This window comes from Streptomyces sp. NPDC048172 (assembly GCF_043202595.1).
Classification (GTDB): Bacteria; Actinomycetota; Actinomycetes; order Streptomycetales; family Streptomycetaceae; genus Streptomyces.
This window is the reverse complement of the sequence record NZ_JBIDAT010000001.1, coordinates 1,246,636-1,268,385: the sequence shown is the minus strand read 5'-3', so window position 1 is coordinate 1,268,385 and position 21,750 is coordinate 1,246,636. Positions and strand designations below refer to the sequence as shown.

The 21,750-nt window shown below is 72.6% G+C and carries 18 protein-coding genes; 9 read left to right on the top strand and 9 right to left on the bottom strand.

From position 1 onward, the window contains the following. The first annotated feature begins 52 nt into the window (after positions 1-52). The gene (locus tag ACGF3A_RS05815) at positions 53-1,312 is read left to right on the top strand and encodes an MFS transporter (protein ID WP_393726126.1); all 1,260 of its coding nucleotides are present in this window, start codon (positions 53-55) and stop codon (positions 1,310-1,312) included. A 20-nt stretch (positions 1,313-1,332) separates the two neighbouring features. Beyond that, positions 1,333-3,579: a protein kinase gene (locus ACGF3A_RS05810; protein ID WP_393726124.1), complete on the top strand. Its 2,247-nt coding sequence runs from the start codon at positions 1,333-1,335 to the stop codon at positions 3,577-3,579. A gap of 170 nt (positions 3,580-3,749) precedes the next feature. On the opposite strand, the gene ACGF3A_RS05805 is transcribed toward ACGF3A_RS05810, so the two are convergent. Next, complete coding sequence (locus ACGF3A_RS05805; RefSeq protein WP_344526664.1) at positions 3,750-4,775, bottom strand: 6-phosphofructokinase; 1,026 nt, start codon at positions 4,773-4,775, stop codon at positions 3,750-3,752. A 272-nt stretch (positions 4,776-5,047) separates the two neighbouring features. On the opposite strand from ACGF3A_RS05805, the gene pta reads away from it, so the two are divergent. From pta to pyk, 3 genes are read left to right on the top strand one after another with little or no spacing between them, the layout of a single operon-like run. Next, positions 5,048-7,171, top strand: coding sequence for a phosphate acetyltransferase (gene pta, locus ACGF3A_RS05800; protein ID WP_393726121.1), 2,124 nt, complete (start codon positions 5,048-5,050; stop codon positions 7,169-7,171). Continuing rightward, positions 7,168-8,430: an acetate kinase gene (locus ACGF3A_RS05795; protein WP_393726119.1), complete on the top strand. Its 1,263-nt coding sequence runs from the start codon at positions 7,168-7,170 to the stop codon at positions 8,428-8,430. Before pta ends, ACGF3A_RS05795 begins: the two co-directional genes overlap by 4 nt. 55 nt (positions 8,431-8,485) lie before the next feature. Next, positions 8,486-9,913, top strand: coding sequence for a pyruvate kinase (pyk, locus tag ACGF3A_RS05790; RefSeq protein ID WP_393726117.1), 1,428 nt, complete (start codon positions 8,486-8,488; stop codon positions 9,911-9,913). A gap of 91 nt (positions 9,914-10,004) precedes the next feature. Here pyk and ACGF3A_RS05785 read toward each other — a convergent pair whose 3' ends face one another. From ACGF3A_RS05785 to ACGF3A_RS05770, 4 genes are all read right to left on the bottom strand, one after another. After that, the gene (locus ACGF3A_RS05785; RefSeq protein ID WP_393726115.1) at positions 10,005-11,408 is read right to left on the bottom strand and encodes a hypothetical protein; all 1,404 of its coding nucleotides are present in this window, start codon (positions 11,406-11,408) and stop codon (positions 10,005-10,007) included. Then, complete coding sequence (locus ACGF3A_RS05780; RefSeq protein ID WP_393726113.1) at positions 11,398-11,982, bottom strand: DUF6114 domain-containing protein; 585 nt, start codon at positions 11,980-11,982, stop codon at positions 11,398-11,400. The genes ACGF3A_RS05785 and ACGF3A_RS05780 overlap by 11 nt, the downstream gene beginning before the upstream one ends. A gap of 137 nt (positions 11,983-12,119) precedes the next feature. Next, complete coding sequence (locus tag ACGF3A_RS05775) at positions 12,120-12,737, bottom strand: DUF6230 family protein (protein WP_393726112.1); 618 nt, start codon at positions 12,735-12,737, stop codon at positions 12,120-12,122. A 635-nt stretch (positions 12,738-13,372) separates the two neighbouring features. Further along, complete coding sequence (locus ACGF3A_RS05770; RefSeq protein WP_393726110.1) at positions 13,373-14,332, bottom strand: tetratricopeptide repeat protein; 960 nt, start codon at positions 14,330-14,332, stop codon at positions 13,373-13,375. A 229-nt stretch (positions 14,333-14,561) separates the two neighbouring features. Between ACGF3A_RS05770 and ACGF3A_RS05765 the strand changes: the two genes are divergently transcribed. Beyond that, the gene (locus tag ACGF3A_RS05765; protein ID WP_393726108.1) at positions 14,562-15,188 is read left to right on the top strand and encodes a TetR/AcrR family transcriptional regulator; all 627 of its coding nucleotides are present in this window, start codon (positions 14,562-14,564) and stop codon (positions 15,186-15,188) included. 275 nt (positions 15,189-15,463) lie between these two features. On the opposite strand, the gene ACGF3A_RS05760 is transcribed toward ACGF3A_RS05765, so the two are convergent. From ACGF3A_RS05760 to ACGF3A_RS05745, 4 genes are all read right to left on the bottom strand, one after another. After that, complete coding sequence (locus tag ACGF3A_RS05760; protein ID WP_393726106.1) at positions 15,464-16,465, bottom strand: SDR family NAD(P)-dependent oxidoreductase; 1,002 nt, start codon at positions 16,463-16,465, stop codon at positions 15,464-15,466. Next, complete coding sequence (locus tag ACGF3A_RS05755; RefSeq protein ID WP_393726104.1) at positions 16,462-17,634, bottom strand: glycosyltransferase; 1,173 nt, start codon at positions 17,632-17,634, stop codon at positions 16,462-16,464. The genes ACGF3A_RS05760 and ACGF3A_RS05755 overlap by 4 nt, the downstream gene beginning before the upstream one ends. 54 nt (positions 17,635-17,688) lie before the next feature. Continuing rightward, a complete protein-coding gene (locus tag ACGF3A_RS05750) occupies positions 17,689-18,060 on the bottom strand; it encodes a DoxX family protein (RefSeq protein ID WP_393726102.1) in 372 nt (123 codons plus the stop codon). Positions 18,061-18,387: 327 nt separating this feature from the next. Then, entirely contained in the window at positions 18,388-19,269 is an 882-nt protein-coding gene (locus ACGF3A_RS05745; RefSeq protein ID WP_393726100.1) for an RNA polymerase sigma-70 factor, read from the bottom strand. A 68-nt stretch (positions 19,270-19,337) separates the two neighbouring features. Here ACGF3A_RS05745 and ACGF3A_RS05740 point away from each other — a divergent pair, with 68 nt between their 5' ends. From ACGF3A_RS05740 to ACGF3A_RS05730, 3 genes are all read left to right on the top strand, one after another. Further along, a complete protein-coding gene (locus tag ACGF3A_RS05740) occupies positions 19,338-20,021 on the top strand; it encodes a response regulator transcription factor (protein ID WP_393726098.1) in 684 nt (227 codons plus the stop codon). 20 nt (positions 20,022-20,041) lie between these two features. Then, complete coding sequence (locus ACGF3A_RS05735; RefSeq protein WP_393726096.1) at positions 20,042-21,412, top strand: sensor histidine kinase; 1,371 nt, start codon at positions 20,042-20,044, stop codon at positions 21,410-21,412. Positions 21,413-21,515: 103 nt separating this feature from the next. Further along, on the top strand, positions 21,516-21,695 hold the full coding sequence (locus ACGF3A_RS05730) for a hypothetical protein (RefSeq protein WP_393726094.1): 180 nt from the start codon (positions 21,516-21,518) through the stop codon (positions 21,693-21,695). Positions 21,696-21,750 lie beyond the last annotated feature (55 nt).

The window sequence follows — 21,750 nt, the reverse complement described above, 5'->3', positions numbered from 1 at the left end:
GGATGAGGACTTCGCCGTTGTTCCCGCTGGTCGTCCGGCCAAGGCTGGGGGCATGTCTCAGACCACCACCTCCCCAGCCCCGGACCGGCGCGCCTCGGCGCGCGAATGGCTCGCGGTCGTTTCCGTCACGGCCGCCACGTTCTCCATCACGGCCACCGAGATGCTCCCCGTCGGCCTGCTGACCCCGATGAGCGGGGGCCTGGGCGTCACCGAGGGCGTCGCCGGGCTGACCGTCACCCTCGTCGGCGTGACGGCCGCGCTCGCGGCACCCGCCGTGCCGCTGCTCCTCGGGCGGCTGAACCGCCGTACGGCGCTCGTCCTGCTGATGTCCCTGCTGACGGTGGCCAACGCCCTCTCCGCCGCAGCGCCCTCCCTCGGCGTGCTGCTGGGCGCGCGCGTCCTCGTCGGCGTGGCGCTCGGCGGCGTCTGGGCCGTCGCCGCGAGCCAGGCCGTGCGCCTCGTCCCGGCGGGCTCGGCGGGCGCCGCGATATCCGCCGTCTTCAGCGGCATCGGGCTCGCCTCGGTGCTCGCCGTGCCCGCGGGCACGATGCTCGCCGAACTCACCGACTGGCGCATGGCGTTCACCACCGTCGCCGGGCTGGCGCTGGCCGTGACCCTGGCACTCGCGCTGGCGCTGCCCCCACTGCCGCCGGAGGCGCCCGTACGCCCGCGCGAGCTGTTCCGGCTCTTCGGCAACCGGCGGCTGCGGCTCGGCCTGGTCTTCCTCGCGCTCCTGGTGACGGGCCACTTCGCCGCCTACACCTACGTACGCCCGGTGCTGGAGAAGGTCTCCGGCGTCGCGCCCGGCCTGATCGGGGTGCTGCTGCTGGCGTACGGGGTCGCGGGCATCGCGGGCAACTTCGGCGCGGGCGCCGTCGCCACCCGCGCGCCCCGCGCCGTCCTGCTCACCCTCGGCGGGGGCATCGCGCTGGCGACGGCGCTGATGGCGCTGGGCGGCGGGCTCGCGCCGTTCGCCGTCGCGGTGCTGCTGCTGTGGGGCCTCGCGTACGGCGGGGTCTCGGTGAGCGGCCAGGCGTGGATGCTCGCCACGGCGCCCGAAGCGCGCGAACCGGCGGGCGCGCTCTTCGCCTCCGTCTTCAACGCCTGCATCGCGCTGGGCGCGTTCACCGGCGGCCGCGTGGTCGACGCCGCCCCGCTCCGTACGGTCCTGTGGCTGGGCGCGGCGCTCGCCGCGGTCGCGGTGGCCGTGCTGGCCCTGGGCGGACGTACGCGGGGATCCGGGCGTACGGAGCGCGGGGAAGGGGCGGGTACGGGACGAGATCGTGAACCTGTCGTCGCGTCCCTGTCATGACCCGTACCTAACCTGTGCGCATGAGAGGGCGTCTGCTGAACGGCCGTTACGAGCTGCGGGAACTGCTCGGCTCGGGCGGTATGGGGGAGGTCTGGCGGGCGCGCGACGCCGAGCTGGACAGGGATGTGGCCGTCAAGGTGTTCCTGCCGCGGCGGGGCGCCGCCGAGGACACGAGCCACGAGGAGCTGCTGGGCCGTTTCCAGCGCGAGGCCAGGTCGGCCGCCGCGCTGGACAGTCCGTACATCGTCGCCGTCCACGACCATGGGACGGATGGGGACACTCCGTATCTGGTGATGACGCTGGTCGAGGGGCGCACGCTGCATGAGGAGCTGCTGGCCTCGGGGCGTGCGTCGCTGGCGGACGCGCTGGGGTGGACGGCGGATGTGTGCCGGGCCCTGGCCACCGCGCATGCGGCGGGTGTGGTGCACCGGGACATCAAGCCCGCCAACGTCATGGTCGCGCGGGACGGGACGGCGAAGGTCGTGGACTTCGGCATCGCCAAGTTCATCGAGTCCCGCGCGACCGACCCGCAGCTGACGCAGACGGGGCAGATGCCGTTCGGCAGCGTGCTGTACATGGCGCCCGAGCAGTTCCGCCAGGAGGACCTGGACGGGCGCACCGATCTGTACGCGCTGGGGTGTGTGCTCTACGAACTGCTGGTGGGGCGGCCCCCGTACACCGGCTCGGCGGCCGGGGTGATGTTCAACCACCTCAACGACACTCCGCTGCGGCCCTCCCGGGCCCGTACCGAACTGTCCCCGGCCGTGGACCGTCTCGTCCTCGCCCTGATGGCCCGCGACCCCGACGAACGCCCCGCCGACGCCGACGAAGCCCTCACCCGCGTCCAGGCCCTCATCGACGGCACACCCGAACCAGAACCGGAACCCGAGCCCGAGCCCGAGCCCGAGCCGAAGTCTGATCTCGTACCGGCGCCGGAAACCGAGCCGAAGCCGGAGTCCAGGCCCGAGCCCTTCACTGGGCCCGGTTTCGACCGTCCGCACCCCTTCTCCTCGCCCCTCGCCGCCGCCGGTACGTTCGAGCGCCCGTCGAACCGGTCGAACCGGCGGCAGGCGGGACTCGCCGGGCTGCTCGCCCTGTTCGTGGTCGGCGGCCTCACCGTCGCCAAGCTCACCGACGAGCCCGCGCCCCACGGCCCCGTCCCCCGCCCCTACGACTCCCCCTCGGCGTACGAGCCGGGCACGTACTCGATCGTCGTCGCGCAGGCGGAGAACGAAACGGAAGGCACCGAGGTCAGCGGCGCGCAGCGGGCCCGCGTCGTGCGCGCGGCGCTGAAGGAGGCGACCAAGGACGAGAAGCGGAAGCTTCCTGTCCGCGTCGTTCCGGTCGAGGGCGGCGACTCCGCGGCGCTTCCCGGCAACACCATCGCGGTCCTCGGCGCGATCGACGCACTCGACGCGAGGCTCAACGACGAGGACCCGGCGCGCCAGATGGCGGCCATCGACACCTGCGGCGACGCCCGCTACCGGACCGACTCGTTCTCGACCCTGGCCGACTCCCGCGAGCTGGGCGAGCAGGAGGGCCGCTACCTCCGGGAGGCGAAGGGGATCCGCACGCTGCTGGCCGGCGCCGCGAGCAAGTCGGACGTGGAGCACGACTTCGGCACCCTCTCGGGGATCAAGCAGAGCGGCCTCGCCTCTCCGCTGCCCGGCCGTGACGCCCTGGAAATGGACGAGGGGGACGTCGTGCGCGCCCTGCGGCGGCACAAGGCCCAGGCGGCCAGCCTCCCCCTCACGCCCGAGTCGTGGATCCCGGCGCTGCGGAAGGAGCGGCGGACGGCGGTGGTGGAGGCCGAGTACTTCGAGATGTGCTCCCCCGCCGAGTGGCGCGCCCGTACGGAGGACAGATTGCGCGGGCTCCCGGACGGCTCGCTGCGCTTCCGCCCGTTCCGCGACGAGTCGCAGAAGCCGGACTGCGAGGAACTGCCCCGGCTCTGTGCGGCGCCCGCCGAGGTGAAGCCGCTGCTGCGGCACCGCGGCGCGGCGGAGCTGTACGACGCGACGCTCGCCCTCGCCCAGCACCTGCCGGACACGCTCCGGGACTCGCCCCCCATGGAGACGGCCCGCAGCGAGGTGCGGATCGCGATGGAGGGGTCCAGGACGGAAGGGCTGCTCGGCGACTACAAGTTCCAGGTCCACCACGCCGAGCGCCGCCCGGTCTGGGTCGACGAGCGGCGCGACGGCAAGTGGAAGGAACTCGGCACGGTCCGGGGCCTGCTGGACGGCAAGAAGCCCGGGGACGGGGCCTAGGTCGCGTCTTCAAAGTCCCGTCTGCCCGGTGGCGTCTGGCACGCACGCTCGCGGCGTTGTCGTCAGTCGCCAATGCTCCGCAGTGGCTCCTTCCTCCGCCTTGCGATCGCACGCACCAGACGCCACCGGGCCCGCCCTTCGGGCGGACGACGCTACTTTGAAGACACTCCCTAGAAGACGGCCTCGGTCTCGTCCATACGGTCCTGCGGCACCGTCTTGAGGACGGTGACGGCGTCGGCGAGCGGGGCCATCACGATGTCCGTGCCGCGCAGCGCGGTCATCATCCCGAAGTCGCCCCGGTGCGCGGCCTCGACCGCGTGCCAGCCGAAGCGGGTCGCGAGCACGCGGTCGTACGCCGTGGGCGTGCCGCCTCGCTGGATGTGGCCGAGGATCACGGGCTTGGCCTCCTTGCCGAGCCGGTGCTCCAGCTCGATGGCGAGGCGGTTGCCGATCCCGGCGAAGCGCTCGTGCCCGTACTGGTCGATGGCGCCCTTCTGGTACGGCATCGAGCCCTCGGCGGGGTGCGCGCCCTCGGCGACGCAGATGATCGCGAACTTCTTGTCCCGCGAGAAGCGCTCCTCGACCATCTTCACGAGGTCGTCGACCTCGAAGTTCCGCTCGGGGATGCAGATGGCGTGGGCGCCGCCCGCCATGCCCGCCTCCAGCGCGATCCAGCCCGCGTGGCGGCCCATGACCTCGACGACCATCACGCGCTGGTGCGACTCGGCGGTGGTCTTGAGGCGGTCCATGGCCTCGGTGGCGACGCCGACGGCGGTGTCGAAGCCGAAGGTGCGGTCGGTGGCGGAGATGTCGTTGTCGATCGTCTTGGGGACGCCGACGACGGGCAGTCCGGACTCGGCGAGCATGCGGGCCGCGGTGAGCGTGCCCTCGCCGCCGATGGGGATGAGGGCGTCGAGGCCGAGGCGGCCGATCAGCTCCTCCGAGTTCTCGCAGGCGTCCCGCAGCCGGTCCCGCTCCAGGCGGGCCGAGCCGAGGATGGTGCCGCCGCGGGCGAGGATGCCGCTGACGGAGTTGATGTCGAGAGGGCGGTACCGGCCGTCGAGGAGACCCTTGAAACCGTCTTCGAAGCCGATGACCTCGTCGCCCCGGTCGGCCACGGCACGGTGGACGATGGACCGGATCACGGCGTTGAGACCGGGGCAGTCTCCGCCTGCTGTGAGGACTCCGATGCGCATGATGGGGTTCGCTTCTCCTGCTCGGGGGCTGCTGGTCACGGGGGCTGATCCAGGGGTGAGCCGGTGCGATTGTTTCATGTGTTGAAGACAGTGGTCCGGTGCGGTCCGCTCTGTGGACGGGCAGGGAGGGGCTGCAGGTGGCGCGCCAGCCCCCGCAGCCTGGCGCGCGGCCTAGCCAGAAGCGCAGGTATTGTCAAGGGTATAGCCCTCCTCTTACGGGCGCTTTCTAGACGAATGGGCTCAAGCCCGTCTCGACAGCAGGGAGCGAATGCGTGACGCGCAGCGTGTACGTGACCGGTATCGGCCGGGGAGACGGCCGCCAGGTCGTCGAGCTGGGAGTCATGGAGCTCCTGACCCGCCATGTGGACCGGGTGGGGGTGTTCAGGCCCCTGGTGCACGACGGGCCCGACCGGCTCTACGACCTGCTGCGCAGCCGCTACCGGCTGAGCCAGTCCGCCGCCTCCGCGTTCGGCATGACCTATGACGAGGCCGCCACGCTCCAGGCCGAGCGGGGCACCGACGAGCTGATATCGCGGCTGGTCGACCGCTTCCACGAGGCCGCCGCCGAGTACGAGGCGATGCTCGTCCTCGGCACCGACTTCGCGGACACCGGCCTCCCCGCCGAGCTGGCCCTCAACGCCCGGCTGGCCAACGAGTTCGGGGCCTCCGTGCTCCCCGTCGTCGCCGCCCGCGACCAGGGCCCGGAGGGGACGGCGGCGGAGGTGCGCAACGCGCACCACGCCTACGCCTCGCTCGGCGCCGACCTCCTCGCCATGGTCGCCAACCGGGTGCGGGACCCCGAGGCCCGCGCGGCCGTGGAGGGCCTCGCGGAGCGGCTGCCCGAGCCCGTGTACGTACTGCCGGAGGAGCCCGCGCTCTCGGCGCCGACCATGCGGCAGGTCAAGGAGACGATGGGCGCCGAGGTGCTGCTCGGCGACCACGCCGGGCTCTCCCGGGACGTCCGGCACCTGGTCTTCGGCGGGGCCCACCTGCCGAGCTTCCTCCCGGCGATGACGGAGGGGTGCCTGGTGATCACGCCCGGGGACCGCGCCGACCTGATCATCGGCGCCCTCGCGGCGCACTCGGCCGGGTCCCCGGCCATCGCGGGCGTCCTGCTCACGCTGGGCGAGCAGCCCGGCGAGCAGACCCTCCAGCTCGCCTCCCGCCTGGCGCCCGGCACCCCGGTGCTGGCGGTCGAGGACGGCTCGATGCCGACGGCGGGCGAGCTGCTGCCGCTGGAGGGCAAGCTCTCGGCGGCGACCCCGCGCAAGGCCGAGATCGCGCTCGGGCTCTTCGAGACCCATGTGGACACCAGGCAGCTCACCGAGCGGCTCTCGGTCGTACGGAGCGAGCGCGTCACGCCCATGATGTTCGAGCACGAGCTGGTGGAACGGTCCCGGGCGCACCGCCGCCACATCGTGCTGCCCGAGGGCACCGAGGAGCGGGTGCTGCGCGCGGCCGAGGTGCTGCTGCGCCGGAACATCTGCGACCTGACGCTGCTGGGCGAGCCGACGGCGGTCCGCAAGCGCGCGGCGGAGCTGGGGATCGGGCTCGACCTGCTGGGCGACGACGAGGCGCCGGACGCGTCGGCGGGCGCGACCGCGCGGGTGGTGGACCCGGCGACCTCGCCGCTGCGCGACCGGTTCGCGGAGACGTACGCGAAGCTCCGTGCCCACAAGGGCGTCAGCTACGAGCTGGCGTACGACGTGGTCGCCGACGTCTCGTACTTCGGCACGCTGATGGTGGGCGAGGGCCTGGCCGACGGGATGGTCTCGGGCGCCGTGCACTCGACGGCGGCGACGGTCCGGCCCGCCTTCGAGATCATCAAGACCAAGCCGGACGCGGAGATCGTCTCCTCGGTCTTCTTCATGTGCCTCGCGGACCGCGTGCTGGTCTACGGGGACTGCGCCGTGGTACCCGACCCGGACGCCGAGCAGCTCGCGGACATCGCCATCCAGTCGGCCACGACCGCCGCGCGATTCGGGGTCGAGCCCCGCATCGCCATGCTGTCCTACTCGACGGGCACCTCGGGCTCCGGCGCCGACGTGGACAAGGTGCGCAGGGCCACGGAGCTGGTGCGTGCCCGTCGCCCCGACCTGCTGACGGAGGGCCCTATCCAGTACGACGCGGCGGTGGAGCCCTCGGTCGCGGCGACCAAGCTCCCCGGCTCCAAGGTCGCCGGCCAGGCGACCGTGCTGATCTTCCCCGACCTGAACACGGGCAACAACACCTACAAGGCGGTCCAGCGCTCGGCGGGCGCGGTGGCCGTGGGCCCGGTGCTGCAGGGCCTGCGCAAGCCGGTCAACGACCTGTCGCGGGGCGCCCTCGTGCAGGACATCGTGAACACCGTCGCCATCACCGCCGTCCAGGCCCAGGAAGAGAGCTCCCTGCCGTGACCGCCACGACCGCCTCCCGCGTCCTCGTCCTCAACTCCGGCTCCTCGTCGGTGAAGTACCAGCTGCTCGACATGTCCGGGGGCTCCGGGGACGCCGGGGACGCCGGGGACACCGGACACTCCGGGGGCACGCGCCTCGCCGTCGGGCTGGTCGAGCGGATCGGCGAGGAGATCTCCGCGCTGAGCCACCACCCGCTCGTCACGGGCGGCGCGAAGCGGGAGTGGGAGGGCCGGATAGCCGACCACGACGCGGCGCTCAAGGCCGTCGCCGAGGAGCTGGACTCCGACGGGCTCGGGCTCGACTCCCCGGAGCTGGCCGCGATCGGCCACCGGGTGGTGCACGGCGGCCTGCGCTTCACCGAGCCGACGCTGATCGACGACGCGGTGCTCAAGGAGATCGAGCGCCTCGTCCCGGTCGCGCCGCTGCACAACCCCGCCAACATCACCGGCATCAGAACGGCCCAGCGGCTCCGCCCCGACCTGCCGCAGGTCGCGGTCTTCGACACCGCGTTCCACTCCTCGATGCCGGAGCACGCCGCGCGGTACGCGATCGACGTCCGTACGGCCGACGAGCACCGCATCCGGCGGTACGGCTTCCACGGGACGTCGCACGCCTACGTCTCCCGCAAGACGGCCGAGCTGCTGGGCAAGGACCCGTCCGAGGTCAACGTGATCGTGCTGCACCTGGGCAACGGCGCCTCCGCCTCGGCGGTCGCGGGCGGCCGGTGCGTGGACACCTCGATGGGCCTGACCCCGCTGGAGGGCCTGGTCATGGGCACCCGCTCCGGGGACATCGACCCGGCGGTCGTCTTCCACCTGGGCCGGGTGGCCGGGATGGAGATGCCGGAGGTCGACGAGCTGCTGAACAAGCGCAGCGGCCTGGTCGGCCTGTGCGGGGACAACGACATGCGCGAGATCCGCCGCCGGATCGACGAGGGCGACGAGGCGGCGCGGCTCGCGTTCGAGATCTACGTCCACAGGTTGAAGAAGTACATCGGCGGTTACTACGCCGTGCTGGGCCGGGTCGACGCCGTGGTCTTCACGGCGGGCGTGGGCGAGAACGCCGCGCCCGTGCGGGAGGCCGCGATCGCGGGCCTGGAGGAGTTCGGCCTAGCCGTCGACAAGGATCTGAACGCCGTACGCGGGGACGGCGCGCGGCTGATCTCGCCCGAGTACGCCCGGGTGAAGGTCGCCGTCGTCCCCACCGACGAGGAGCTGGAGATCGCGGAACAGACCTACGCGCTGGTCACGGCCCACTGAGCGGGCCGTGGGCCCCCATTCGTTCACCATGTAAACAAAATGAGAGGATGGCACCATGCGCCGTTCCAAAATCGTCTGCACCCTTGGCCCCGCCGTCGACTCCCACGAGCAGCTCAAGACGCTGATCGAGGCCGGGATGAACGTGGCCCGTTTCAACATGAGCCACGGTTCCCACGGGGAGCACGAGGAGCGGTACCACCGCCTCCGTAAGGCCACCGAGGAGACGGGCCGCGCCGTCGGCGTGCTCGCGGACCTCCAGGGCCCGAAGATCCGCCTGGAGACCTTCGCCGAGGGCCCCGTCGAGCTGGTGCGCGGCGAGGAGTTCACCATCACGACGGAGGACGTCGCGGGTGACAAGACCATCTGCGGCACGACCTACAAGGGCCTGCCCGGCGACGTCACCAAGGGCGACTCCGTACTGATCAACGACGGGAACGTGGCGCTCCAGGTCGTCGAGGTCGAGGGCCCCCGCGTCCGTACGATCGTGATCGAGGGCGGCGTCATCTCGGACCACAAGGGCATCAACCTGCCCGGCGCGGCCGTGAACGTCCCGGCGCTCTCCGAGAAGGACATCGAGGACCTGCGCTTCTCGCTCCGGCTCGGCTGCGACATGGTCGCGCTCTCCTTCGTCCGCGACGCGGGCGACGTCCGCGACGTGCACAAGGTCATGGACGAGGTCGGCCGCCGCGTCCCGGTGATCGCGAAGGTCGAGAAGCCGCAGGCCGTGGCCAACATGGAGGACGTCGTCGCGGCCTTCGACGGCGTGATGGTGGCGCGCGGCGACCTGGCGGTGGAGTACCCGCTGGAGAAGGTCCCGATGGTCCAGAAGAAGCTCGTGGACCTGTGCCGCAGGAACGCCAAGCCGGTGATCGTCGCGACCCAGATGATGGAGTCGATGATCACCAACTCCCGCCCCACGCGCGCCGAGGCGAGCGACGTCGCCAACGCGATCCTGGACGGCGCCGACGCGGTGATGCTCTCCGCCGAGTCCTCGGTGGGGCAGTACCCGATCGAGACGGTCAAGACCATGTCGAAGATCGTCGAGGCGGCCGAGGTCGAGCTGCTCAGCCGCGGCCTCCAGCCGCTGGCGCCCGGCAAGAAGCCCCGCACCCAGGGCGGCTCGGTCGCCCGCGCGGCCTGCGAGATGGCGGACTTCCTCGACGGCAAGGCCCTCGTCGCCTTCACCAAGTCCGGCGACACGGCCCGCCGCCTCTCCCGCTACCGGGTCTGCCAGCCGATCCTCGCCTTCACGACCGACCCCTCGACGCGCAACCAGCTCACCCTGACCTGGGGCGTCGAGACCATGGTCGTCCCGCACGTCGACAACACCGACGCGATGGTCGACCTGGTCGACGCCGAGCTGTTCAAGCTCCAGCGCTACGACGAGGGCGACACCATGATCATCACGGCGGGCTCGCCCCCCGGCGTCCCGGGCACGACCAACATGGTCCGCGTCCACCACCTGGGCAACGAGAACGGCTGAGCGGAGCCGTAACGCACGAAAAGCCGGGAGGGCCGACGCCGTCGTCGGCCCTCCCGGAGTCTGTACGGGCGCTGCCCGGTCCGCTGTTTCCTCAGTCCGTCAGGTACGTGTGCAGCCCGGGGACGGTGAGGTTGCCGCCGAACTGCGCCGACTGCCGCACCTCCACATCCGTGAGGTAGATGAACGGCAGGTCGAGCGGCGGCGGGCTCTCGGGGCTGAACGTCATCGGGATCAGCCCGAAGAGCTTGCCCTTCAGCTCCTCCGTGTACATCGTCACCTGACCGCCCCGGATGGTCGACGTCGAGCCGTCCGCGGCCTTCACGTGCGTGGTCTTGCTGTCCGGGCCCTTCACCGTCTGGTGCATGTCGCCGATGTCCAGCTCGTCGGCCGTGTACTTGAGGGCCTTCTTCGTCTTGCCGTTGGCCATCGTGATCTCGACGATGCCCTTGTAGCTCGCGCCCTTCAGCGTGAGCGAGGAGGCCTTGAGGTACCAGGGCTGGTTCGGGATCGTGGCCGGCGTCTGCTCGCCCTTGCCCGCGTAGTCGCCCTTCTCCGGGCACGGGAAGGGCTTCCCCGCGTCCTTGTCGGCGTCGTACGCGCGGGCCTTGCCGTTCTTGCCCTGCTCGTTGGCGCCGGGCTTGTCCTTGTCGTCCTCGGCCTTCTCCTTGGCCTTGGCCCTCTTCTCGGCCTTCTCGATGGCGTCCTGCGCCGCGTCACCGGCCTTGTCGCCCTTCCCGGCACGGTCCTTGGCGGGGCTGTCCGCCTCGTCCCCGCCGTCCTCGGAGGACGGGGGCTTCGGCGTGGAGGGCTTGGAGGGCTTGGACGGCTCGGAGGGCTCCGAGGGTGAGGGCTCGGGGTCCGGCTTCGCGCCGTCCTCGGGCGCGGGCTTCGCCGGATCCTCCTTCTCCTTCTCGTCCTTGGGAGTGAAGGCGTCCTCGATCTTCTTGCCCACGCCCAGCGGGTCGTACCAGGGGTTCTCCTCGTCCTCGGACTCGGAGGGGTCCGGCGCGGGCGTCGAGGGCTTCTCGGCGTCGCCGCCACCGCCGCCCGACGGGGGCGTCGAGGGCTTCTCCGGGTCCGGCGCGGGCTTGTCCGCGCCGTCGGAGGGCTGGGACTTGTCGGCGTCACCGGCGTCACCGGCACCCCCGGCGTCCCCGGAGCCCTTCTCCTTCGCGGCCTTGTCCCTCTCGGCCTGTTCCTTCTTGAGGTCGCGCTTGAGCTTCTCGGCCCGCTCCTCGCGCTTCTCCTGCTCGGCCTCGGTCTCCTCCTTGTCGGGAGCGGAGACACAGGCGTCGCCCTTGAAGGGGTTCTTGGGGAGCGGCTTGGCCTGGGCGAGCTGAGGGGTGAACCCCATGCCCACGAGCATGGCCGTCGGAACGGCCGCCACGGCGACGGCCTTCCCGGCGGGGATGTTCAGCCGGGTCAACAGGGGCTTGCGCGGCGCCGCGTGCCGCGGCCCCGATCTTCCACGGCCCTGGGCCTTGTCAGCCGGCACGGTGCTGCCTCCCGTTCGCGTTCGGGTCGTTCGCGTCGTTCGCGCTCGCTGTGTGCTCCGTCGCCGGCGGCCCGCTCTGCGCGGGAACGTCGCGCGGCTCGTCCTTCACTGCGGGCTCCGCCACGGGGTCCGCCACGGGATCCGCCGTGGACTCCGCCACCTGCGGCGTGGCCGCCGACGGCTTGCCCGGGACCCAGGAGACGCCGAGCGCGCCGCCGAGAAGGCCGAGCAGGAAGCCGATGAGGAAGGCGCCGATGTTCGAGACGACCAGGGAGACCAGCGACAGCAGGATGGCCGCGACACCCGCGAACACCCGTGACTGGGGCTGGAACCACATGGTGATGCCGAGGACGACCAGCAGCACGCCGATGATCAGCGAGCCCGCGCCCGCAGTCGTCGACATCCGGATCGTCAGGGAGCCCAGAGTGAGGTTCTGGTAGGGGATGTACATGATCGGGATGCCCGCGAGCAGCGTGAGCAGCCCGCCCCAGAACGGGCGGCGTCCGCGCCAGTCCCGGAAGGCACTGCGCTTCTGGCCGAATCCGGTCATCACACTCTGCGTGTCGGCGCTCATGGGGGTACAGCTCCTCGGGACTGGCACAAACATCTTGCTGAGGTGGAGCGGTCCGTACGGACCCGGTGCGGGGCGTGCGGCGCAGCCGTGCCGCCGCCCCGCGCCGTGGCTGGTCCGTCAGCGACCGCTACGGGCCGTCAGTAGCACTCGCTCTTGCCCTTCTTGACGGCCATGTTCAGGCCGCTGAGCTTGAACGTGCCCGCGGTGGTGGCCCACGCGCGCTGCTTGACGTCGGTGAACGCGACGCTCTCCGCCTGCTGGGCGAACGAGTCCTTCAGGTACTTGTCACCCTGGTGGGGACCCGGACCCTTGGTCGTCTTGTCTACCGAGACACCGATGTCGATGTTGTTGAACGTCGCGTTGGTCTTCAGCTCATCGGCGTCGATGTAGAGCTTCTTGGCCTCGACGCGCGGGCCGCCCGCCTTGCCGGCGGTCAGCTTCATCGAGACGTCGCCGAAGACCGGCACCGGCACGACGACCGACTGGCAAAGGTTGGTGATCTTCGCCGAGTTCATGCCGACGACGGCGACGGGCTTCTGGCCCGACTTGTTCGTGTCCACCGCGCCGTACTGAACGAAGCCCTGTCCGTCGAGCTTGTCGGCGGTGACCTTGAACTGCTGGCCGGAGACGCTGAACGACGCCGCCAGCGCACCCTGCGAGAGGGCGACACCGATCGCGGCGGTCGCCGCCACGCTCGGCACCATGACGACGGCGAACCGCTTCCATCTGGTCCCGCCACGAGCCAGGGACTCCATGACTTTCCTCCTTCTCGGACGTACATCTCCGGCCTGGCGACCCGGAGTTCGCGGGTCCGACCCTGCCGTGGGGGTACCTCCCGGCCGCGCGGGCCGGGGAGGGAGAAGTGCTACGTCCTCGGGAAGGAGAGCGCCGTCGCCGGAATCGTGCCCCGTCCTGTGCCACGTCCGGGCTGTCGGCGATCACCCCCGAGCGACAACCACTGGCCACGCTCTCGCGCAACCTTGCATTTTGTGCGGACAGGCTCCGCGGTCGGCGAAGACCCCCCTGTCCGGCCCGGTGGGGACCCAGGGGCCGCTGGCGCCGAGTGGGTGTCGGGCTGCGCTGCCATGGACCGAGCTTGGCCGATCGTGGTGCATCTGGAGCCCGCGCACAAGGGGGTTCGTTACTTACGAGTAACGGCCGGATAACCCCAGCGCGTCCGAACGGCATCGGACGGACACCGAGGGTCGCGAGCCTTGGCCAGAAAACCGACGGACCACTCGGACATCGGGGGATGAAATTCCCGGTTCCGCTTACTACGAGTAACGGCGACCGCGATTGCCAAGTTTTGGCAAAACGCGGTCGCCGTTGTCGCTAAATCAATGAGTGGTGGCGTGCGGGTGACCGCCGGTACGGGCAGGTCAGGAACAGATCAGAAAAGCGCGCGCGCCAGCGCCGAACGGGCCTGCACCACGCGCGGATCCTCGCCGCCGATCACCTCGAACAGCTCCAGCAGCCGCAGCCGCGCGGCGTCCCGGTCCTCCCCCGCGGAGCCCTTGACCGCGTCGAGCAGCCGCGAGAACGCGTCCTCCACGTGGCCGCCGGACATGTCGAGGTCCGCGACCCTGAGCTGCGCCGCGACGTCACCGGGCCGGTCGGCCGCGTCCTTGCGGACCTGACGGGCGTCCATGTCCTGGACCCTGCCGAGCAGCTCCGCCATCGCGAGGCCGACCTTCGCCTCGACGTTCCCCGGCTCGTCCGCCAGCTTGTTCCGGTACGCCTGGACCGCGCCCGGCAGGTCGCCCGAGTCGAGCGCCTCCTGCGCGGCGGCCAGCACCGGGTCCTCCGGGACCTCGGGCTCCTCGGCGTCACCCGCCTCGGCCTCCGGCACCACGCCCTGCAGACCGGTGATGCCGAACCGCTCCTCGGCGACCTGGATCAACTGGTCGAACGTGGCCCGGATCTGCTCCTGGGGCGCCGCGCCCTGGAAGAGCGGCAGGGCCTGCCCCGCCACGACCGCGAAGACCGCCGGGATCCCCTGGACGCCGAACTGCTGCATCAGCATCTGGTTCTTGTCGACGTCGATCTTCGCGAGGAGCACCCGGCCCGCGTACTCGTTCGTGATCCGCTCCAGGAGCGGTGAGAGCTGCTTGCACGGCTCGCACCACTCCGCCCAGAAGTCGATGACGACCGGGACCTCGGCCGAACGCTGGAGCACGTCCGCCTCGAAGCCCGCCTCGTCCACATCGATCACCAGGCCGGCGGGCGCCGGAGCACCGCCCCCCTCGGCGGCCTGCGCGCGCGCCTGCTCCGCCTTCTGCTTGGCCTCTCCGGCCGCCTTCACCGCGGCGAGGTCGACCACTCCGCTCATGGACATATTGCGTGGCTGCATGAGACCAGTCTCCCCCCTGCGCGCGGCTGTGTGTGCAACGGTTGCCGGGTCCCCACCCGGCGCGTGGTTGTCGCTGCCGCAGCGGCCGTCCTCGGGACCATTCCGCTACGGGTCGTAGCGTATCTCGATGCCCCGCCCGCGCCGCAAGGTTCCGCTGGGCGGAAGGGCGTGATCCGCCTCACGGCCCGGACCCCTGGTGCCGTACGTACCGGGCGGTATGGTCAGCGCCATGCCTGCACCGACCCCGCACCGCCGCGGGCGCCCCCGCAGCGCGGCCGCGGACCGCGCGATCCTCGACGCGACGCGCGCCGCGCTCGTGGAAGTGGGCTGGAGCAGGCTGACCATGGGCCATGTCGCGACCCGCGCCGGGGTCGCCAAGACCACCCTCTACCGCCGCTGGGCGGGCAAGAGCGAACTGGTCGTGGACGCGGTCGCCGTCCTCTTCGACGAGCTGGAACTCCCCGACCGCGGCAGCCTCCGCGCCGACGTCGAGAGCGTCGTCCTCTCCTTCGCGGCCCTCCTGGAACGGCCCGAGACGAAGACCTCGCTGATGGCGGTGATCGCCGAGTCGACGTACGACGACGCGCTACGGGTCCGCGTCCGCGAGGCGATCGTCGAACGCCAGAAACGTCTTGTCCTCGCGGGGCGTTACCGGGCACAGGAGCGGGGCGAACTCCCTCCGGACGACCCGGCTGCGCCGGACCCCGGCCGAATCGTCGACCTGATCTTCGACGTGATCGCGGGCGCGGTGGTCCACCGCGCGCTCATCAGCGCCGAACGCATCGGCACCGACTGGGCCCGCAACTTCACGACCCTCCTCCTCAACGGCTTGGCCGCGGCCAGCGCAGAAGCCTGAGCGGCACCACACCGCCCAGCTCAAGCGCCCCTCAGGGGCGCGGGGAACTGCGCGGCCCGCCCGCGAGCAGCCGCACCCGGCAGCGCGTCTGCCCCCAGCGGCGCGCTGCCGCCTGCGGACCGTGGCCGGTTGCTCGCGCAGTTCCCCGCGCCCCTGAGGGGGCACCCCGACGTAAGAGGTTGCCCTATAGGGGCGCGGGGAACTGCGCGAGCGGCCCACGACGTGGCGCGGAGGCCGGCGGCGCGGACCTGGCAGACGGGGCTGCCGTCCGGACGTCAGACCGCGTAGCGGTCCGGGGCGAAGAGGTGGAGGTTCTTCGCGACCCAGTCCGAGGTGCGGGCAAGCCCTTCTCGCAAGGGAACGGTCGGGCGCCAGCCCGAGAGTTCGTGGGCCAGGGAGTTGTCGGAGAGGAGGCGGTGGACCTCGCTTCCGGTGGGGCGGAGGCGCGCGGGGTCCGTCACGATCTCGGCGTCCGAGCCCGCCGCGGAGATGAGGGCGCGGGCGAGGTCGCCGACCGAGATCTCCTCCCCCGTGCCCAGGTTGACGGCCGCGCCCAGCGCACGCTCGGACTCCGCGAGGGCGAGGAAGCCGTCCGCCGTGTCCGTGACGTACGTGAAGTCGCGGGTCGGCGTCAGAGAGCCGAGCTTGATCTCGCGGGCGCCGGAGTGGAGCTGGGCGAGGATCGCGGGGATCACGGCGCGCGCCGACTGGCGGGGCCCGTACGTGTTGAACGGGCGTACCACCGTCACCGGCAGTTCGAAGGCGTGCCAGTGGGACAGTGCCAGCATGTCGGCGCCGATCTTCGAGGCCGAGTACGGCGACTGGGGCTGGAGGGGGTGCGTCTCGGCGATGGGCGCGGTGCGCGCGGTTCCGTAGACCTCGCTCGTGGAGGTGTGCACCACGCGCCGTACGCCCGCCTCGCGGCACGCCTCCAGGACGTTCTCCGTGCCGGTGACGTTGGTCTGGACGTAGGCGCCGGGCGAGGCGTAGCTGTACGGGATGCCGATGAGCGCGGCGAGGTGGAAGACCGTGTCGCAGCCCGCGACGGCCTCCCGTACCCGGCCGGGGTCGCGCACGTCGCCCGCGAGGAGGGTGACAGGGCCGTCGGCGCGACCGAGGTACGGCGCGAGATGGCCTTTCTCGGCGTACGGCTTGTAGTGGACCAGGGCCCGTACGCGGGCGCCGCGCTCCACGAGGCGGTCGGTCAGGGTGCTGCCGATGAAGCCCTCGGCGCCGGTCACCAGGACCGTACGGCCGTTCCAGAAGTTCTCGTTCACGCTGTCTCCTTCACGGGGGTGGGGTGGACGCGGCCCGCGAGGCGCAGCGCCTCGTGGGCCAGCAGGTCGGCGGCCCGCGCGTGCGGGCCGGGGTCGGCGGCTGCGCCCATCGCGGCGAGCCGCGCGGGGTCGGCGAGCAGCGGGTCGAGGAGCGCGGCGAGCCGGTCGCCGGTCGTCTCCGCGTCGGGCAGCAGCAGCCCGGCGCCCGCCTCGGTGAGCACGCGCGCGTTGTGCGTCTGGTGGTCGCCGGGCGCGTGCGGGTACGGGACGAGGACGGCGGGCACGCCGGTGGTGGCCAGCTCGGCGACGGTCGCCGAACCGGCGCGGCAGACCACGACGTCGGCCGCCGCGTAGGCGAGGTCCATCCGGTCGAGGTAGGGCACGGCGCGGGCGGGGGGCGGCAGTTGCTCGCGGGCCGCCTCGTACGCCGCGGGCCCGGTCTTGACCAGCACGTGGACGTCCGTACGGCCCTGCCGGTGCCAGCGCCCGGCGAGGGCGACGGCGGCGCGGGTGAGCCGGTCGGCGCCCAGGCTGCCGCCGGCCACGAGGACAAGGCGGGCACCGGGCGGTACGCCCAGCTCGTGGCGGGCGCGGGCGCGCAGCTCCTCGCGGTGCCGTCCGAGCGCGGCCAGCGGCGCGGCGACCGGCATGCCGACGGTCAGCGCGCGTTCCCCGCCCGGCAGATGGGCACGGGCGCGGTCGAAGGCGAGCGCGAGGTGCGGGGTGAGGCGCGCGGCGAAGCGGTTGGCGCGGCCGGGCACGGCGTTGGACTCGTGCACGAGGCTGGGCAGCCCGGCCATCCGGGCGCCGAGCACGGCCGGGGCGCTCGCGTAGCCGCCCATGCCGACCGCGAGGTGCGCGCGCTGGTCCCGCAGCACCGCCCTGGCCTGCGCACCGGCGCGCAGCAGCGCGGCGGGCAGCAGATAGCGGCGGGCGCCGAGCGCCGGGTCGAAGGGGATCATGTCCACGGTGTGCAGCCGGAATCCGGCCTCCGGGACGAGCCGGGTCTCCAGGCCGCGTTCGGTCCCGAGGAACGAGATCGCGGCGTCGGGCTCGGCCCGCAGCAGCGCCTCGGCGAGCGCGAGCCCGGGGTAGATGTGGCCTCCGGTCCCGCCCGCGCCGATGACGACGGAGAGGCGGCCGGGCGGCGGGTCTGTCGGTGTCCGCATGCCCGGCACGCTCGCGGGCCGTTCTAAGAGGGTTCTAAGCCACGCGGTTCCCCGTCACAGCGACCACGCCCCCGGCATCCCGTGCCGGGCCAGGTGCACGGCGAGGGCCGCGACGGACGCCAGGAAGTACACGGTGCACAGCAGCAGGTCCCAGTCCCGCGCCCGGAAGTGGACGAGGTAGGCGGCGACGAAGTACAGCACGAGGCCGACGGCGCCGAGCGTGCCCGCCAGCGGCACGGCGAGCCCGGCCAGCAGGCCCAGCGCGCCCAGCGTCATCAGGGACCCCGTCAGGCGCGTCCAGGACTCGGGCACCCCCAGGGCCCCGGCCTGGCGCCGGGGGATCTCGTGGTCGATGAGGCCGAGGACGCCGCCGAAGCCCGCGAGGGCGGCGGCGATGAGGAAGACGGTGAGGTGAAGCGCGAACACGGGTGTCTCCGTTCCGTGGGTACGGGTACCGGCTGATCGGTCGCCCCACGGACGGGGCGGCACCCCGGGGAGTGACGCCGCCCCGCATGACCTGCGTCACACGGGATGATCGCCCTCATCCCATGACTGGGCAGGAACTGCCCGGTGCCGTGCGTTGCAGACCGCGGCCGCGTCGTGGCTTGTCGCGCAGTTCCCCGCGCCCCTGAGGCCTCAGGGGCGCGGGGAACTGCGCGAGCAACCACCCACGGTTCGCAGCCTTGGGGGCACCTCCCTGCTCGAAGAGCTTGGGGGAGGACAGGAGGGGGCAGGCCCGGTCGGGGGTCGGCCTCACCCCGTGACGCCGCTCAGCTTCTGCGGGGCCGTCACCACATGGAGCTCCGCGACCGCGCCGTCCACCAGGTGCGGGACGGCCGCCAGTACGGGCGTACCGCCCGCGGAGAAGACCACCCCGGGTCCGCCGTTGAGCTGGACCACGCGCACGGCCGTGCCCTCCGGACGGCGGCGGGCGAGGACCGCGACGGCGCGGGCCACGCGCGCGGCGCCGTGCACGGGCCGGAGCGGGGCGCCGGTGAGGCCGCCGCCGTCGCTGACCATCGTCACGTCCGGCGCCAGCACCTCCATCAGGGCCGCCACGTCGCCGCCGACGCAGGCGGCGAGGAACCGCTCGGTGACCCGCTGCCGGGTGGCCTGGTCCGTGTCGTACCGGCGGCGGCGCTCCGCGACGGCGCGCCGTGCCCGGTGCGCGAGCTGCCGTACGGCCACGTCGCTGCGGCCCACGCAGCGCGCGATCTCGGGAAGGCTGTAGCCGAACGCCTCGCTCAGCACGAACACCGCGCGCTCCAGCGGCGAGAGGGACTCCAGCACGAGGAGCATCGCGGTGGAGACCGAGTCGGCCAGCTCCACGCGCTCGGCCACGTCCGGCCCGGTCAGCAGCGGCTCGGGCAGCCACGGCCCGACGTAGGTCTCGCGCCGGACGCGCGCGCTGCGCAGCCGGTCGATCGCGAGCCGGGTGACCACCCGGACCAGATAGCCCTCGGCGTCCCGCACCGTGGAGACGTCCAGGCGGCTCCAGCGCAGCCAGGCGTCCTGCACCGTGTCCTCGGCCTCGGTGACGCTGCCCAGCACCCGGTAGGCCACGGCGTGCAGCAGGCCGCGCTGCTCGGTGAACCGCCGCTCGGCCTCCGTCCGGCCGGACATCGCGGGCCTCATCGCGGCCTCCCCTGTTGCCGGCGGTTTCTAAGAGGGATATGAGAGCACGCTTTGGCAGGCTTTGTCGCATGCCGACGAAAGTGCTGGTCGTGGACGACGACCCCGAGGTGCGGGCCGCGGTCGCCGACGGGCTGACCGTCGAGGGCTACGCGGTGCGCGGGGCCGCCGACGGGCAGTCCGCGCTGACCCTGGTCGCGCGCTGGGAGCCCGACGCGCTCGTCCTGGACCTGCGGATGCCGGTCCTGGACGGCCTCGCCGTCTGCCGCAGGCTGCGCGCCCTCGGAGACCGTACGCCCATCCTCGTCCTCACGGCGCTCGACGCGGTGAGCGAGCGCGTGGACGGGCTGGACGCGGGCGCCGACGACTACCTCGTCAAGCCCTTCGCGCTGGACGAGCTGACCGCGCGGCTGCGCGCCCTGCTGCGCCGCACCGGCCCTGCCCCCGCGGACGGGGACACCCTGGTCCTGGGCGACCTGGAGCTGGACCCCGCCACCCGTACGGGGCGGCGGGGCGGCAGGAAGCTGGAGTTCAGCAGGACCGAGTGCGCGCTGCTGGAGCTGCTGATGCGGCACCCGGGCCAGACCGTGCCGCGCGAGGTGCTGCTGGAGGAGGTCTGGGGACGGGACTTCGGGCCCGACTCCAACTCCCTCGCCGTCTACGTCGGCTATCTGCGCCGCAAACTGGAGGCGGACGGCGAGCCCCGCCTCGTCCACACGGCGCACGGCGTCGGCTACCGGCTGGACCCCGCGTGAGGCCCCGGGTGAGGCCCCGGGTGAGGCCCCGCGCTCCGCTGCGCACCCGCCTCGCGCTGGCCGCCACGGCCGCGGTCGCGCTGGTCGCCGTCGGGGTCTGCGCGGGCGCGTACGCCGTGCTGCGCTACGAGCTCATCCACCAGCTCGAACTGAACCTCACCCAGTCCGCGACGCTCGCCAAGCAGCAGAGCCGCGACAACGAGGACCGCCCCGACGTCCTCTCCGACTCCTGCCGCTACCTCGCCGCGCCCGCCTGCGCCCAGGTCGTCGCCGCCGACCCCGGAGCGAAGTCCCCGACCCGCTACCGGCTGCCCGTCACCGACGCCACCCGGGAGGTCGCGGCGGGCGAACGGGCCGCGTACTACAACGAGATCACCGTCGACGGCTACCCGGTGCGGATGCTCACCACCCAGCTCCGCGACGGCCTCGCGCTCCAGGTCGCGCTGCGCTCGGACACCGTACGGGACGGCGTACGGCAGGCCGCGCTGCTGCTCGGCGGGGTGGGCGGCGCGGGCGTGCTGCTCGCGGCCCTGCTCGGCTACTGGGTCTCGCGCACAGGGCTCGCGCCCGTCGCCCGGCTGACCGCGACGGCCGAGCGGATCACCGCGACGCGGGACCCCGGACGGCGCGTCGAGATGCCCGCGCACGGGCCCGCGCGGGAGGACGAACTGACCCGCCTCGCGCGGAGCTTCAACACGATGCTGGAGGCCCTCGAACAGTCCGTCGCCGCGCAGCGCCGCCTCGTCGCCGACGCCTCCCACGAGCTGCGCACCCCGCTCACCGCGCTGCGCACCAACACCGAACTCCTCGCCCGCGCCGAACGGCTGAGCCCGGCCCAGCGCGAACGCGCGGCGGGCGCGCTGGGCCGTCAGCTCCGCGAGGTCACCGCGCTGGTGGGCGACCTGATCGAGCTGGCGCGCGACGAGGAGCCGCGGCCGCTGGTCGAGCGGGTGCCGCTGGCCGGGCTGGTCCGGCACGCCGTCGGCGCGGCCCGCGAGCACTGGCCGGAGACGGAGTTCCGGCTCGACGTGGCGCCGGAGGCCGAGGGCGCCGAGGTGCCGGGCGTACCGGCGCGACTGGCGCGGCTGCTCTCCAACCTGCTCGACAACGCGGCGAAGTTCTCCCCGCCCGGCGGCCCCGTGGAGATCGCCCTGGCGCCCGGGCCCGAGGTGACCGTGCGGGACCACGGCCCCGGCATCGCGCCCGAGGACCTCCCCCATGTCTTCGACCGCTTCTACCGCGCCGAGTCGGCGCGCGCCCTCCCCGGCTCCGGACTCGGTCTGGCGATGGCCCGGCAGATCGCCCGCGCGCACGGCGCGGACCTCACGGCCGAACGGGCGGAGGGCACGGGCACCGTCTTCCGGCTCCGATTCGCCGATCCGGAATTCTAGATTCAACGTCTTGTGGCGCACGCTCTCTTTTCCCGCGCAATCGCGCACTGCTAGCTTTGCGCGGTCCGGACACTCAACACACCCGAGGCACAAGGGAGTTGTCATGGAGACGCTGTCCGCACTGGCCCCGCGCCAGGTAGGTGGAGCACTCACGCGTGAGCCCGTCGTCGAATTCGATTCCTACGAGCAGGCCGCCACGGCGGCCGACCGCTGCCCGATCAGTTGCGTCTGCAGCGGCGGAACCGACAACTGTCTGGGGACGGGGAACACCTCGTTCGCGTAAGCGCGCCGGAAGCGTGAATCCGTAGACACGTGAGCACGTCAGCACGGGAACGGGC

Bases quoted from the DNA above. Each gene is read 5' to 3' on its own strand.
- ACGF3A_RS05755 (WP_393726104.1), bottom strand. From the start codon at position 17,634: ATGCGGACACCGACAGACCCGCCGCCCGGCCGCCTCTCCGTCGTCATC.
- ACGF3A_RS05810 (WP_393726124.1), top strand. From the start codon at position 1,333: ATGAGAGGGCGTCTGCTGAACGGCCGTTACGAGCTGCGGGAACTGCTC.
- ACGF3A_RS05775 (WP_393726112.1), bottom strand. From the start codon at position 12,737: ATGGAGTCCCTGGCTCGTGGCGGGACCAGATGGAAGCGGTTCGCCGTC.
- ACGF3A_RS05740 (WP_393726098.1), top strand. From the start codon at position 19,338: ATGCCGACGAAAGTGCTGGTCGTGGACGACGACCCCGAGGTGCGGGCC.
- ACGF3A_RS05780 (WP_393726113.1), bottom strand. From the start codon at position 11,982: ATGAGCGCCGACACGCAGAGTGTGATGACCGGATTCGGCCAGAAGCGC.
- ACGF3A_RS05730 (WP_393726094.1), top strand. From the start codon at position 21,516: ATGGAGACGCTGTCCGCACTGGCCCCGCGCCAGGTAGGTGGAGCACTC.
- ACGF3A_RS05770 (WP_393726110.1), bottom strand. From the start codon at position 14,332: ATGCAGCCACGCAATATGTCCATGAGCGGAGTGGTCGACCTCGCCGCG.
- ACGF3A_RS05745 (WP_393726100.1), bottom strand. From the start codon at position 19,269: ATGAGGCCCGCGATGTCCGGCCGGACGGAGGCCGAGCGGCGGTTCACC.
- ACGF3A_RS05805 (WP_344526664.1), bottom strand. From the start codon at position 4,775: ATGCGCATCGGAGTCCTCACAGCAGGCGGAGACTGCCCCGGTCTCAAC.
- ACGF3A_RS05815 (WP_393726126.1), top strand. From the start codon at position 53: ATGTCTCAGACCACCACCTCCCCAGCCCCGGACCGGCGCGCCTCGGCG.
- pyk (WP_393726117.1), top strand. From the start codon at position 8,486: ATGCGCCGTTCCAAAATCGTCTGCACCCTTGGCCCCGCCGTCGACTCC.
- ACGF3A_RS05765 (WP_393726108.1), top strand. From the start codon at position 14,562: ATGCCTGCACCGACCCCGCACCGCCGCGGGCGCCCCCGCAGCGCGGCC.